Source organism: Olivibacter sp. LS-1 (genome assembly GCF_008245145.1).
GTDB classification, from domain to species: domain Bacteria; phylum Bacteroidota; class Bacteroidia; order Sphingobacteriales; family Sphingobacteriaceae; genus Olivibacter; species Olivibacter oleidegradans.
In genome coordinates this window covers 102,720-116,584 of the sequence record NZ_CP041643.1, presented here as the reverse complement: position 1 = coordinate 116,584, position 13,865 = coordinate 102,720, and the positions used below count along the sequence as shown (strand labels likewise).

11 protein-coding genes are annotated in these 13,865 nt (G+C 40.1%); 5 read left to right on the top strand and 6 right to left on the bottom strand.

The window, feature by feature from the left end; all coding sequences use genetic code 11:
• The first annotated feature begins 199 nt into the window (after positions 1-199).
• Both FKG96_RS00380 and FKG96_RS00375 read left to right on the top strand, forming a co-directional pair.
• Entirely contained in the window at positions 200-2,140 is a 1,941-nt protein-coding gene (locus FKG96_RS00380; RefSeq protein ID WP_165447064.1) for a sensor histidine kinase, read from the top strand.
• Positions 2,106-2,741, top strand: a complete 636-nt coding sequence (locus FKG96_RS00375) for a response regulator transcription factor (RefSeq protein ID WP_013664023.1) — start codon at positions 2,106-2,108, stop codon at positions 2,739-2,741. The genes FKG96_RS00380 and FKG96_RS00375 overlap by 35 nt, the downstream gene beginning before the upstream one ends.
• Positions 2,742-2,831: 90 nt before the next feature.
• Here the strand turns inward: FKG96_RS00375 and FKG96_RS00370 are convergent, their stop codons facing one another.
• Positions 2,832-3,608 (bottom strand): MBL fold metallo-hydrolase, encoded by a 777-nt coding sequence (locus tag FKG96_RS00370; RefSeq protein WP_130858134.1) that lies wholly within the window; start codon positions 3,606-3,608, stop codon positions 2,832-2,834.
• Between the two features lie 279 nt (positions 3,609-3,887).
• Between FKG96_RS00370 and recJ the strand changes: the two genes are divergently transcribed.
• The 3 genes from recJ to FKG96_RS00355 all read left to right on the top strand — a co-directional run bounded on the left by recJ (position 3,888) and on the right by FKG96_RS00355 (position 8,379).
• A complete protein-coding gene (gene recJ, locus FKG96_RS00365; RefSeq protein ID WP_130858133.1) occupies positions 3,888-5,588 on the top strand; it encodes a single-stranded-DNA-specific exonuclease RecJ in 1,701 nt (566 codons plus the stop codon).
• 41 nt (positions 5,589-5,629) lie between these two features.
• Positions 5,630-6,367, top strand: a complete 738-nt coding sequence (gene lptB / locus FKG96_RS00360) for an LPS export ABC transporter ATP-binding protein (protein WP_013664020.1) — start codon at positions 5,630-5,632, stop codon at positions 6,365-6,367.
• A gap of 494 nt (positions 6,368-6,861) precedes the next feature.
• A complete protein-coding gene (locus FKG96_RS00355) occupies positions 6,862-8,379 on the top strand; it encodes a GH3 auxin-responsive promoter family protein (protein ID WP_013664019.1) in 1,518 nt (505 codons plus the stop codon).
• Positions 8,380-8,609: 230 nt separating this feature from the next.
• Here FKG96_RS00355 and FKG96_RS00350 read toward each other — a convergent pair whose 3' ends face one another.
• From FKG96_RS00350 to FKG96_RS00330, 5 genes are all read right to left on the bottom strand, one after another.
• A complete protein-coding gene (locus FKG96_RS00350) occupies positions 8,610-9,959 on the bottom strand; it encodes a DUF58 domain-containing protein (protein WP_130858132.1) in 1,350 nt (449 codons plus the stop codon).
• An 87-nt stretch (positions 9,960-10,046) separates the two neighbouring features.
• Complete coding sequence (locus FKG96_RS00345) at positions 10,047-11,024, bottom strand: MoxR family ATPase (protein ID WP_013664017.1); 978 nt, start codon at positions 11,022-11,024, stop codon at positions 10,047-10,049.
• On the bottom strand, positions 10,988-12,199 hold the full coding sequence (locus tag FKG96_RS00340; protein WP_013664016.1) for a DUF4350 domain-containing protein: 1,212 nt from the start codon (positions 12,197-12,199) through the stop codon (positions 10,988-10,990). The genes FKG96_RS00345 and FKG96_RS00340 overlap by 37 nt, the downstream gene beginning before the upstream one ends.
• A 12-nt stretch (positions 12,200-12,211) precedes the next feature.
• Positions 12,212-12,946 (bottom strand): DUF4129 domain-containing protein, encoded by a 735-nt coding sequence (locus FKG96_RS00335; RefSeq protein WP_013664015.1) that lies wholly within the window; start codon positions 12,944-12,946, stop codon positions 12,212-12,214.
• Positions 12,947-12,956: 10 nt separating this feature from the next.
• Positions 12,957-13,865: a glycerophosphoryl diester phosphodiesterase gene (locus tag FKG96_RS00330; protein WP_013664014.1), complete on the bottom strand. Its 909-nt coding sequence runs from the start codon at positions 13,863-13,865 to the stop codon at positions 12,957-12,959.

Genomic DNA, 13,865 nt, shown 5'->3' with positions numbered 1-13,865 from the left:
GCTATCCTATACATTCGGGATTTTATTCTAATGGTTTTCAGGTATATTCTTGTTTTCTTTACAATTATGCTTGAGAGAATCGATAAATTTGTTTGTTAGTCGCCCATTGCTTATGCATTACTTTTTAGTTTTTTATTTATCGTTCTTCCCCTGCTATTCGCTATTTGCGCAACAAAGGTTAGCGTTTAATGAAGATAGTTTGAAGAATGTACTAAAAAGTGATGCGAGCGAGCGAAAGAAGATAAGTGCACTTCAGGATTTATCCGATCACTGGCTTTACATCGATTCAGCAAAATCGATGGATTTTGCGCAAGATGCCTTCAAGAGAAGTGTTCGATTGAAAGAACCTTTAACGCTTGCCATTGCACATTATTATGTAGCAGGGGTTTACATGGAGCATTATAATCTGTCTGAAGCGCGACGAGCATTTGAAAAAGCCAAAGCTTTACTGGAAACAGATACATCCCACAACGCACAGCGTTATCTTGCACGGGTATGGCATAATATAGGTGCTATAAGTCAACGCGAAGACGATACAGAGACTTTTTTGAGATTGCTGATCGAAAAAGCCTGTCCGATTCTCGAAAGAATAGGTGATTCATTGCTCTTGGCAAACAATTATTACGATATCGGTAATGTTTTTGCCGACATTAAGCAATATGACAAGGCATATTCCTATTTTCAACGTGCAGCGCTTATTTTCGCTGATCATCATGAATATGCGGATGCTGTTAACAGTCATTTAGGTATCGTGAAGGCCTTGCTTTATCAAGAAGACTTTTCACCCGCCAATCGGGAGCGAATGCAAGCACATCTCAATTTTGCTTATAAGCAATTAAAGGATTATCCGCAAGCCTATCCCTGGACGAACTACTATGTCCTCGCAGGAATGTACCAACAATATGTTGAAAAGAATTTCGATCGCGCGCTGAAAAACTTTAACGAAGGAATCACTTTCGCTAACCAGCGCCAGGAAGCATACAATCGCATCGAGCTCCTTAACCGTAAGTATTATTTATATTTCGAGAATCAGCAGTACGATAAGGCAAAGGAAATGGCTTATCGCGTCTACAACGAAAACAAAGCCTTCCCTTTATCCCGAAATAAACTGATTAGCTTGAGGAACCTTGTAAATGTAGAAGAGGCAGTCGGCAATAAAGCTAAAGCTTTTGCGCTTTTGAAAGAGTATCTTGCGCTGGCCGACACAGTGAACGAAAAGCAGACTAACGTAAAGATAAACCTAATAGAAAAGAAATATGAAGATGCAAAAAAAGAAAAGGAGATCGTATCACTAAAGGCCGAAAATGAGCTTAATTCAGCGGCCTTGAAATACAATAAAACGATGCTGGTCTTTATCTGTATTGTGTTGGGGTGCCTATTGATATTGCTTGGGCTTGGATACTTACTCTATCGAAACAAACAACGGTTAGCAAAGCAGCAGTGCGATTTGCATGAAGAACAGCTTCAGCGTATGCAGAAAGAGCAACAAATACGATTTTTTAATGCTATGTTGCAAGGACAGGAGCAAGAAAGAAAGCGTCTGGCAAGTGATTTACACGATGGTTTAGGCGGATTGCTGTCAAATGTAAAATTGCTTTTATCTAAAAATCCCTGTGTAAGTCCCGAGCCGCAAGCACAAGAGCAACACCGGATTATTCTTAATAAACTCGATGTAGCTGTAAACGAGTTGAGAAGAATCGCTAGGAATATGATGCCGGAAACTTTATTGCGTTTTGGCTTAGTAACCGCACTTCGCGATTTTTGTGAAGATCTTGAGCGATCCGGGATAAACATATCTTTACAGACCTATGGTTTTAGTTTAGAGGATGATAAAGATCGGCAAATTATGGTTTATCGTATTTTGCAGGAATTGATCAATAATGCCGTGCGACACGCTGGAGCAAACACCATTCTGGTGCAGTGTATTCAAAACGACGGAAAGGTTTTTATTACCGTAGAAGATGATGGCTGTGGCTTTGATACCGACGACCAACAAGGAAAAGGAGTGGGGTTGCATAACGTGAAGAACAGGGTAGCTTATTTGAATGGCCAGTTGGATATTCAGTCTGAAAAAAATGTGGGAACAACAATTAATATAGAATTCAATGTCAATAAAGCATATATCCCTACTTATCGTTGACGATCATCCTGTGGTGCTTGAAGGTATGAAGGCCTTATTGTCTGATAACGAATCGGTAACGGTCAAAGCTTGCTGTCATGATGGCGAAAGTGCTTTACGGTTTTTAGCAGAAAACAATATCGATGTAATTTTACTCGATATTAATTTGCCGGATATCAGTGGTATTGATCTGTGTAAACAGATTAAGCAGCTCCATCCGCATATTCATATTATCGGCATAAGCAATTATAATGAGCGAAGCATGATTACCAAGATGCTGCAGAATGGAGCTAATGGTTATGTGTTAAAAAATGCAAGCGCGGAAGAAATTATCAATGCGATCCAATCTGTTGTAAACAAAAAGCTCTATTTCAGCCCGGAAGTGCAGCAATCTTTGTTCGAAGCAGCTTTGCATGATCCCATGAATTTACCGAAACTTACCAGGCGCGAACAGGAGGTGCTTCGGTGTATTGCGGAGGGAAAAACAACGGTGGAAATTGGCGAAACACTGTTTATTAGCCCGCATACGGTAGAGACCCATCGAAGAAATCTGATGCAGAAATTTGAAGTTTCAAATGCGGCAGCCCTCATCCGCGTAGCCACGCAATATCAGCTGATCTAGCTTCATATAGTTCAGTAGTAGAATAGTAAGTGGTTAAGTAGTTCCAAATTCTGCAACCTAACGACTTCTTCTACTCAACTATTTTCCTATTTAACTATCCAACGGCTCTACTCGAAAGCTATCAGCTACCTTGGAAACCTTGCCAAAGGGGGCTCCCGTCGAGTGGTAAAACATACAGATCCATCCTTCTTCTGCTGCTTTGTTTCCGTATTCTTCCCGAAGTTGCATAGCTTTCTTACCGTCAAAATCATATTTAGCAACAAACTTTCGGAGAAGCTGCTCCGGTTCGGGAAGCTCGTCTCCTCCAAAAAAATAATGTGAATTGTTCTCGCTGATATGAAATACTTGATGGAACTCTGTATGGCCACCACTGTGCTCGTAAGTAATGGTGTCGTTAATACGCCCATTTCCTTCCACTAACTCTAGATTTCCGCTACGTTGCAGCACATCAAAAATTGCGGTTTTGTAAGAACCCGACTTTCCGCTATAACCAGTTTCCCACTCTCCACGTGAAACAATATACTCCGCTTCGGGAAAAGCCAGTTGTAACTTGCCTTGGTGCTCGAAAACCATACCACCGGCATGGTCTTGATGTAGGTGCGACATCAAAACAAAACTTACGTCACGAGGATCAAATCCTGCCTTCTTGATATTATTATGTAGTGCCAGATTGCCAAGATCATCCTTATATCCTAATCCAGTGTCCAGTAAAATCAGATCCTTAGCGGTTTGGATGAGGAAGGGGTGAATATGAATAAACAAAGAGCCTTTTCGATCTTTCGGATCATCTTTTAAGGGATCGAAAGGGATAAATTTTTTGCTGCTATCAACAGAATAGGAACCTTCATAAAGTGAGAATGCTTGCATGCGAATAAGTTATAAGTAATGAGTTATAAGTGATAAGTAAACTGCCGTGAATGATTGGACCACGTATAATGTATAACCTAAAACTTACAACTAAAAAAGCGTATATTTACCCATTGATTAGCGCAAACTTAGACAAAATGCTTTTTTTTCACAAGTGTTCGTTGCGTGTTCGGGCCTCTGTCATACAGGAATGCAGATGCATGCAGCCTACATCGTGTACAAAGTATCCGTCACTCTCTTATTAGCCTTTGAGAGATACAGTTTAATAGGTAAAAGTATATGCAAAAAAGGTGGGTTGAAAGAAATACAGTTGATACAGATGTCGTTACTTCCTTATCAAAGGCTCTTAATATACATAAGGTCTTAGCAAGATTGTTGGTACAGCGAGGCGTATTCGACTTTGAGCAGGCACGGAAATTCTTTAGGCCTTCACTCGACGATCTCCATAGCCCCTTTTTGATGAAAGATATGGACCTTGCTATTCGCCGTATTGAACAGGCTATCGGCATGAAGGAAAATATCTTGGTCTACGGTGATTATGATGTGGACGGAACAACTGCAGTTTCAGTACTTTACAGCTTTTTGAAGCGGTTTTATAACCATATAGGATATTATATCCCTGATCGGTATAAAGAAGGTTACGGTATTTCCTTCCAAGGTATCGATTATGCAGCAGAGAACAACTATTCGCTAATTATTGCATTGGACTGTGGTATTAAATCAGTCGACAAAATTGAGTATGCAGCACAAAAGGGCATCGATTTTATCATTGGTGATCACCATACGCCGGGGAACGAATTGCCCAAGGCAACAGCGGTTTTGGATCCAAAGCGAAAAGATTGTAACTATCCATATAAGGAGCTATCAGGTTGCGGTATCGCTTTCAAAATTATTCATGCTTTTGCAAAGACAAATCAGTTAGAGGAAGCAGAAGTTTTTCAATATCTCGACCTTGTTGCGGTGAGTATAGCTTCGGATATCGTACCGATAACTGGAGAGAATCGGGTGTTGGCATATTACGGATTAAAGAAATTGAACAATAATCCAAGCTTTGGACTAAGGGCTTTGGTTGACCTTTCCACGAAGGCCGGTGAAATGAATTTAACAGATGTTATTTTTCAAATTGGCCCACGGATCAACGCCGCAGGTAGAATCGACCATGCAAAAGATGCGGTAAAACTATTGATTTCAAAAAGTTTAGAAGAAGCAAAAAACTGTTGCGGGCTAATTGACGTACAGAATATGCAACGGAAGGATTTTGATGCGCGGATTACAGCAGAAGCGCTCGAAATTATTCAAAAAAGTGAAACGCTTATTAAACGTAAAACAACCGTCGTCTACCAGGAAGATTGGCATAAAGGCGTTATTGGTATCGTTGCTTCACGTTTAACAGAAAAGTATTACCGTCCGACAATTGTACTTACGAAATCAAACGGTCATGTAGCTGGATCTGCTCGATCTGTGGCGGGCTTCGATTTATATGAGGCGCTATCTGAATGTAGTGACCTATTAGAGCAGTTTGGGGGACATAAATATGCTGCGGGGCTAACAATGAAAGCAGAAAATGTGCCTGCATTGCAATCGAAATTTGAAGCGGTAGTGGCACAAAGTATCGCTCCCGAATTGTTGGAACCTGAAATTTCAATTGATGCAAAAATCCATCTAGCGGATATTACACCAAAATTCTTTCGTGTTTTAAAACAATTTGCACCGTTCGGACCCGAGAACAACGCACCTGTTTTTATTGCCAAAAATGTGTATTCTGTAGGCGAGGCGCAGTTGGTAGGAGCGAACCACCTAAAGATGTATATTACACAGGAAGGAGCTCCGGCCTTTGATTGTATTGGATTTGGCTTAGGGGAATATATAACACATATTAATAAAGGAATACCTTTTACCGCATGTTTCTCTATTGAAGAGAACGTATGGCGAGATAAAAAAAATATTCAATTAAATTTAAAGGGAATTAGGTTGATGTAAGCTTTAAGCTTGCAGCTGATGACTAAAAGCTTAAAGCTAGTATGATATTAAAGGCAGAACATCTGGTAAAGAAATATAAACAGCGTACGGTTGTAAACGATGTGTCTTTTCATGTCGAGCAAGGAGAGATTGTTGGATTATTAGGACCTAACGGTGCCGGTAAAACAACGTCTTTTTATATGATCGTCGGATTGATCAAGCCGAATGAAGGTAATGTTTATCTGGAAGATGATAATATTACAGAAGATCCCATGTATCGCAGAGCTCAAAAAGGAATTGGATATTTGGCGCAAGAGGCTTCGGTTTTTAGAAAACTATCTGTTGAGGATAACATTATGGCGGTGTTGGAAATCCATCACCAGGATAAGACGGTTAGAAAAGAAAAGCTGGAAGAGCTTATCAATGAGTTCAGTTTACATAAAGTCAGGAAAAACAGAGGCGATTTGCTGTCAGGAGGAGAGCGCCGGCGCACGGAAATTGCTCGTGCTCTAGCGGCAAGCCCTCATTTTATTCTGTTAGATGAACCCTTTGCGGGAGTCGATCCTATTGCGGTCGAGGAAATCCAGACCATTGTGCATAAGCTTAAACATCGAAATATTGGGATTCTGATAACCGATCATAATGTACAGGAAACCTTGTCCATTACAGACCGAGCTTATTTGCTTACTGAGGGAAAAATCATGTTGACGGGCACTCCTGAAGAGATAGCGGTCAATGAAATGGCGAGAACCTATTATCTGGGGCGTCATTTTGAGTTGAGAAGGAAGAAACTGGGATAGTTAGTTGAGCCGGTAAATAGTTAAGTAGTTGAATCGTTAAGTAGTTAAGTAGTTGATGAGCCAATGTGATGATAGCCGACATGATTAGAGAGGCCAGCACGACTGAAAGCTGATAGCTGACTGCTGATGGCTAAGAGCTGAAATAATTAGCCAATGTGATGATAGCCGACATGATTAGAAAGGCCAGCACGACTGAAAGCTGATAGCTGACTGCTGATGGCTAAAAGCTGAAATAATTAGCCAATGTGATGATGAGCCGACATGATTAGAACGGCCAGGCCGCCCGAAAGCTGATAGCTGACTGCTGATGGCTGAAAGAGGATATAAGACATAGGACGCAGGATAGGAAATCCTGATACGTACCTGCCTGCCGGCAGGTGTCCTGGTACCAAATCCTGTGCTAACAACTAATAACCAACAACGAGTAACTAACAACAAATAACCAATAAATTTGCTACTTTAGTAGCTAAAACCAAGTATCCTAGTATAACAAAATGGCAATTGTCAATTCAATTATTAATTGGATAATGAAAAAGCGAATCCACCAAATTGAACTTTTCATGAAATATCCTCATGAAGTTCAGGAAGAGTGGTTTCAAAGCCTTATTACCACTGCGCAGGCAACCGAGTGGGGGAAGAAGTTCGACTATAAATCGATTTGTAATCTTGAAACTTTTAAAGAACGTGTGCCTATACAAGACTATAATAGCCTGAAACCATATATTGACAGAATGATTGCAGGTGAGCAAAATTTGTTGTGGCCATCGGATATAAAATGGTTTGCAAAATCTTCAGGTACAACCTCTGATAGGAGTAAGTTTATACCGGTGAGTGAGGAGGCTTTAGAGGATTGCCATTTTCAGGGGGGGAAAGATCTGCTTTCTATTTATTGCCATAATCGGCCCGATGCTAAAGTTTTTACAGGAAAGGGGGTTGTGCTGGGAGGAAGTCATAAAATAAATCAACTTGGCAATGGAGATTCCAGTTCCGGTGATTTATCGGCCATTCTGATCCGAAACCTGCCTTTTTGGGCCGAAATGTATAGAACACCGGATTTGGAGACAACTCTTAATCCCAATTTTGAGGAGAAAATCGAACGGGTCGCCAATCTGGTAATTCATGAAAATGTAACCAATTTATCCGGGGTACCCACGTGGAACGTAGTATTGGCAAAAAGGGTGCTTGAATTAACAGGGAAAGATAATCTATTGGAGATATGGCCTAATTTGGAACTGTATCTGCACGGTGGAGTGAGCTTTAAGCCCTATAAAGAGCAGTTTAAGAGACTTATCCCTTCTGATAATATGTACTATTTGGAAAACTATAATGCCTCAGAAGGTTATTTCGGAATTCAAGATCAGTCAGATTCGGATGATTTACTGCTTATGCTCGATTATGGGGTTTACTATGAATTTTTGCCTGTTGAAAATTTGTATGACGAACACCCGTTAACGCTTACGCTCGATCAGGTTGAGCTTGGTAAAAATTATGCTTTGATCATTTCGACGAATGCCGGTCTATGGCGGTATATGATCGGAGACACGATTAAGTTTACTACTTTACACCCTTACCGTATACAGATTACCGGCCGAACCAAGCAATATATTAATACTTTTGGTGAAGAGTTGATCGTTGATAATGCCGATAATGGTTTGAGAGAAGCCTGTAAAATCACCAATGCGATTGTACGCGATTACACAGCAGGGCCTGTTTATTTCCATAATAACGAGGCTGGCGCACACGAATGGATTATAGAATTTGAAAAAGAGCCGGACGACTTTACGGAATTCAAAAACGTGTTGGATGAAAAACTGCGAGAAGTGAATTCAGACTATGATGCGAAACGGTTTAAAAACATGGCACTGAAGGCGCCGATTATACATATGGCTCCGTCAGGTACCTTTTACCGATGGATGAAAAACCGAGATAAATTGGGAGGACAAAATAAGGTGCCACGATTGGCAAATGACCGAAATTATCTCGACAGCATTTTGCCGTTGTTAAATAGTTAGGTAGTTAACTATTCGTAAGTGCTTGCTTTTTTCGGCACTCATGAGCTCCCTACGGTCGGTTAGCCGATAAGTTAATTAGCTAATGAGTTAATTAGCCGATAAGCCAATGTGATGATGCGATGATGAACCTAGGCCTTTCATAGCCAATGGATATCTGCCCGCAACTAACTACCAACACTAACAACTAATAACCAACAACCAACAACTAATAACTCGCAATGTAACAATCATCAAATTCGCTGCTTAGCCTTAATTTCCAAATACTTATTGATTGTGTTGACAGTCAAATGTTCAGGTGGCGTCAAGACAGACTGTATTCCATGCCTGGCAAGCTCTCGAACAAGTAGTTTTTTTTCGTAGACAAATTTCTCTGCGATTGTTTTCAAATAGATACCTTCGATGCTTTCCGCTTTTTCTTGACTTAAGTTTTTCACCTCGATGTTCTCAAAAAAGATTACTACCAATAAGTGGTATTTTGCAATTTTCTTCAAATAAGGTAATTGTCGATTTAAGGCAGATACACTTTCAAAATTCGTAAATAAGATAATCAAGCTTCTTTGCCGTAGCGTATACCTTACAGTCGAGTATAAAATCTCCAAATTACTCTCTAAATAACGTGTCTTCTCTTTGTACAAGGCCTCCATAATATAATTAAGTTGTGTAGAACGCCTATCAGCAGGAAGAACAGTCCCAATTTGCTCGGCAAATGTGATAAGTCCGGCTTTATCTTCCTTTTTGAGCGCAATGTTAGCCAATACCAAACTTGCATTAATGGCGTAATCTAATAAACTTAAGCCATGAAAGGGCATCTTCATTGCCCTTGATTTGTCGATTATACAATAGATATGTTGCGATCGCTCGTCAATGTACGAATTGACCATTAAACTGCCTTGACGAGCAGAAGCTTTCCAATTTAGCGTCCGATAATCATCACCCTGAACATAAGCCTTTATTTGTTCAAATTCCATGCTATGGCCTAAACGACGGATCTTCTTCAAGCCGTAATCCGTTAACCGATTAGAAATGGCTAACATCTCGTATTTACGCATTTGAAGAAAAGAAGGGTATACGGGTACATTAGCCTCTGCATCTTCATTAAATCTACGTTGTATAAAACCGATGGGTGATTGTACAAAAGTTCGTAGTTTTCCGAAAGAGTAAAGGCCTCGTTTTACAGGGCGTAGTTGGTATGAAAAAGTACTCCGTTCCTTAACTTCCAGAGCTCGCTCGAACCAAATATCGCGCTTTTGGAATTGATAAGGTATTTCATCGATAATGCCTATTTTTACAGTAAAAGGATAACGATTGTTGCTTGTAATAAAAATTTCGTTATCATCACTGTTGCTTAGGCGGGCAGGAGCAATACGCGTACTGACTACCCCTCCATTTTTTACAGCGTATAGTAATGCGATATCTGCTAATAAAATCAGCGTCGTTGTAAGAGCAGCTATATAAGGTAAAAATCCCAGCCAAGGGAAAAAATAAGCTAATAAAAATAAGAATGCCGTTATTCCCCAAGCGATAAAAAATCGCTTACTCAGAAATAGATCCAAATAAAATAATCGAACGATATTACGCATCGTAGAATCTTTAATAAACGCTTTTTGTTAAGTCCCGCTCTTTACCCTTATCTCCACCCTATCCCTAATCCCTATCCCCTATAAGCTTCACCTCGGAATCTCGATATTCTTAATGAGCTGATGGATAACTTCATCAGGCGTAATGCCTTCCATTTCTCGATCAGGCGTTAAAACAATACGATGGCGCAATACGGCAGGTGTAACGCCTATGATGTCGTCCGGCGTGACAAAGTCACGACTATTCATGGCAGCAATAGCCTTTGCCCCATTCATGATGGCTAATGATGCTCGGGGCGACGCTCCCAGGAATAAAGACTTGTGGTTTCTTGTTTGATAGACGATCTTCGCTACAAACTCGATTAATTTATCTTCCACATGTAATTTCCTTACCGTATTCCGTAGGGATTTAATTTGTCCACTCGAGAGGACCGGTTGTATATGCTTGATTGTTTCAAGAGGATCCGCTTGATGGTGTCGGATCAAAAGCTCTGTTTCTTCCACCAGGGAGGGATAGCCCACCTCGATCTTAAACAAAAATCGGTCGAGTTGCGCTTCCGGTAAACGGTAAGTTCCTTCCTGTTCTATTGGATTTTGGGTCGCCAGCACTATAAATGGCTCTTCCATTGGGTGTGTGATACCATCTAGGGTCATTTGACGTTCTTCCATTACTTCGAATAAGGCAGATTGCGTCTTTGCGGGAGCTCGATTGATCTCATCAGCTAGAATGATGTTTCCGAATATAGGCCCTTTTTTAAATTCAAAATCAACACTTTTTGGATTGAAAATGGATGTACCCAGAACATCTGAAGGCATGAGGTCTGGCGTAAATTGAATGCGACTAAACTGTGCGTCAATACATTTTGCAATTAATTTAGCGGTCAACGTCTTAGCAATGCCCGGCACCCCCTCTATCAGTACATGGCCATCAGCTAAAATTCCGGCAATTAAGAGTTCAACCAGGTTTTGCTGCCCAACAACAACCCTACCGATCGAGTCTTTAATTTGTTGAACCGCTTGCTGTAATTCACCTAAATCGGCACGTTGTTCGAAAAATTCTTGTTCCATAGTATCTTCGATTGATTGTAAAACCGTTCCACGTAATTATTAAAATCTGTCAATTCTTGATCACTTAATTGTTTCCCCAAGTGAACAGCTTCCATATATTCAAATATCTTTTGAACGACATCCGCTGTGACACCCGAGCGTTCGGCAAGTAACGCTAAAAACTCATCGTTTAAATCGCTTGTTTTAATTCGATAGTGAGCGCGAATAAAATGAAGAAGATACTGAGCCTTTTTCTGTGCGATATCGCTATTGTCACGCTGTCGAAAATAAACGCTACTTACCACTTTTATAAATTCTACGCTGGTGTTTGCCATTGGATCTTCTATTGGAATGATCCGTTGTCGCCGTTTAATTTCGAACAGAACAAATAGTATTAGGCATGCAAGCATAATGTAATAAGACCACTTAAGTGAGGCATTGCTAAAAATAAATCGCAAGAGCGATCGCTCACCTGCCATACCAAGTAATTGATATTCATCATAAATGAGGGGCCGATTTGGATTTAAGTACGAAAGTGTTTTGGAGGCATAGGCAGCCCCTTCTTCAGTTAACAATGCGTAGTTGGTGAAAAAATCGGGAGAAGCCAACAAGTATAAGTCACCATTGCCGATATGATAACGCAAAAAATTTGCTTCACCTTTATTATTCGTACCTAATATAGTAGCTTTCAGTGTGTCTATTTTACTAAAGTATTGGGAAGCTATGCCTCTGTTGAACCGATAATAACGACCTGGAGCCAAGTGTTTATTCAGAAAATGAAATTGTAAGCTGTCTTTTGCAAAAAGAACATCTCGTGTACGAATTTGTAAATGAAGTGAATCTAAAAGAATTTGATTGAAATCACTCGCCGCGAGAAAAACATCGTTGCCTTTCTCGATATGTGTATAAAGCTTTTGATAATCATCGTTGCCCAAGGAAATCTTGGAGGAAATAATAAGTAAATTGGCACCTTTAGCCTTTGGAAGTGTTTCTTCGAGCGGTTGTCGACTATTATATACACCCCTTTTAAAAAGCTTCGGAAGTTCGCGATAGCATATGTAAGTTCCGAAAGGTATTTTGTCGCTTCGCTGATAAGTGGGCGACCAATTAACAGCCACTGGACGGTTATATTCAATAAATAAATATATACCCAACAATAAAAAACCTAGCAGAAGATACAACTTAAGATCTTTCATATGTTACTGTATCTAAATCCGATCCTTTAATTTCGCGAAACTTCTTCTAAAGTCGAAAAAATCGTTTTCTCTTACCGGAAAGGCGCCATACCATACTTTTTCAAACAGACCTGTCAAATTTCTAAAATCGTTGCTGAATGGTCTGTTTCCTAACTCCTGCACATAGATTTGATTCGTTTTTCCCGGTTGCCAATCGATTAATGCCCGATCTGTCAGTTCTTTTAGCAATTGAAGATATGATAAACGGACCGCCTGTCGGAAATTTTTGTTTGTAATAGCGGTCTGGAGCTCCATTTCAAAATCGATTTGATGTATGTCCTCTTCTTCCGCAATGGAACTTGCACCACTAACCCGATTTCTTCTTCCGAATATGTACAGTATATCCATACCGGCAATTTTATAGACAAGGAATAAGAGCGCGGCACTCCCTAGTATAATAAATAGCCATTTAAAAGTTGACCCGGATTGTCCGTTCGAAAAAATGCGGGCTAGCTGATTGTAAAGCCACTGTTTAAAATGTTGCCACCATCCAACAGGAACCTGTTCTTCCTCATACTTGAAGGCTGCGTCCTCTTTATAACTTGCTAACTTGGCAGCATCAAATGAGCGTAAAATTATTTTCCCGGTATCAATATTTATCTGTTTCTGTTTGTCTTGTCCTTTTGATAAAGCAGCGTCTATGCTTACGGCCTGGAGGGGGCGTATAAAAGATAACAAACACAATAGGAAGAGACAGATACGGTGCATCGATTAATAATTAATATTCTTCTTTTGGCCAATCGTTGGACGCCTTCACTCCGCCGGACCCAAAGCCTTCTATTCGTTCCATAAGGCCTAATCCGTCTTTCTCTTCTGTAAGACTAAAATACCACAGCGCACTCACAATTGCAGGTAAGATATAAAATAGCTGTGCTAAACCCGTTAAAATAGACCCAAAGATACTACCAGCGAGAACCAAGGTGGGAGAATCTTCAACAAATACGGCGCCGATACTTAGAAATGCTGATGGAAGACTCAGTATTCCCATGCTAAAATAGGCAATGATAGATGCTAGAAATATCAATGCGAAGGTTTTCCACCAGTGGTCTTTTATCAATTGTATGCTGCGCGATAATGCTTCAAATAAGCCTTTGTCTTCCATAATCATAATGGGCAAGGTTAAGCTAATAATGGGAATCAGGTAAAAACCGGGAACTAAACAAAAGAGGAAACCAATAAAGATGAATATACTTAAAAGAATGGTCGCTATGAAAAAGGATATAATATGGCTTTTAAATAAGTCCCAAACGGCTTGCATGGATGGAATTGTATGGTGGTGTTCTTTATAGAGTTTCATATAGCAATAGGTAACTAGATAAATTACGCTAACAGATAAGATACTGAATAAAAGTAACAGAAAGTAGGCTAAACCAAATGTGTATCCCGTCATATTTTCGGCTAATACGGTTGAGGTTGATGCTTTTGCCAAGCCAACCAATCGGATAGTTTTCATTTGTTGTGCAACGCTACTGGCTATTGTGGCGATAATAAAAAAGCCACTTATATATAAAAGGGGTTTAAAAAGATTTTTGAAATGTTGTTTGATAAAGCTGAAGCTATCATTCATCGTCTCACTGAAATCTCTTACCTTTCTTAATTCAATCGGTTCTTCAGAGGAATAATTCAT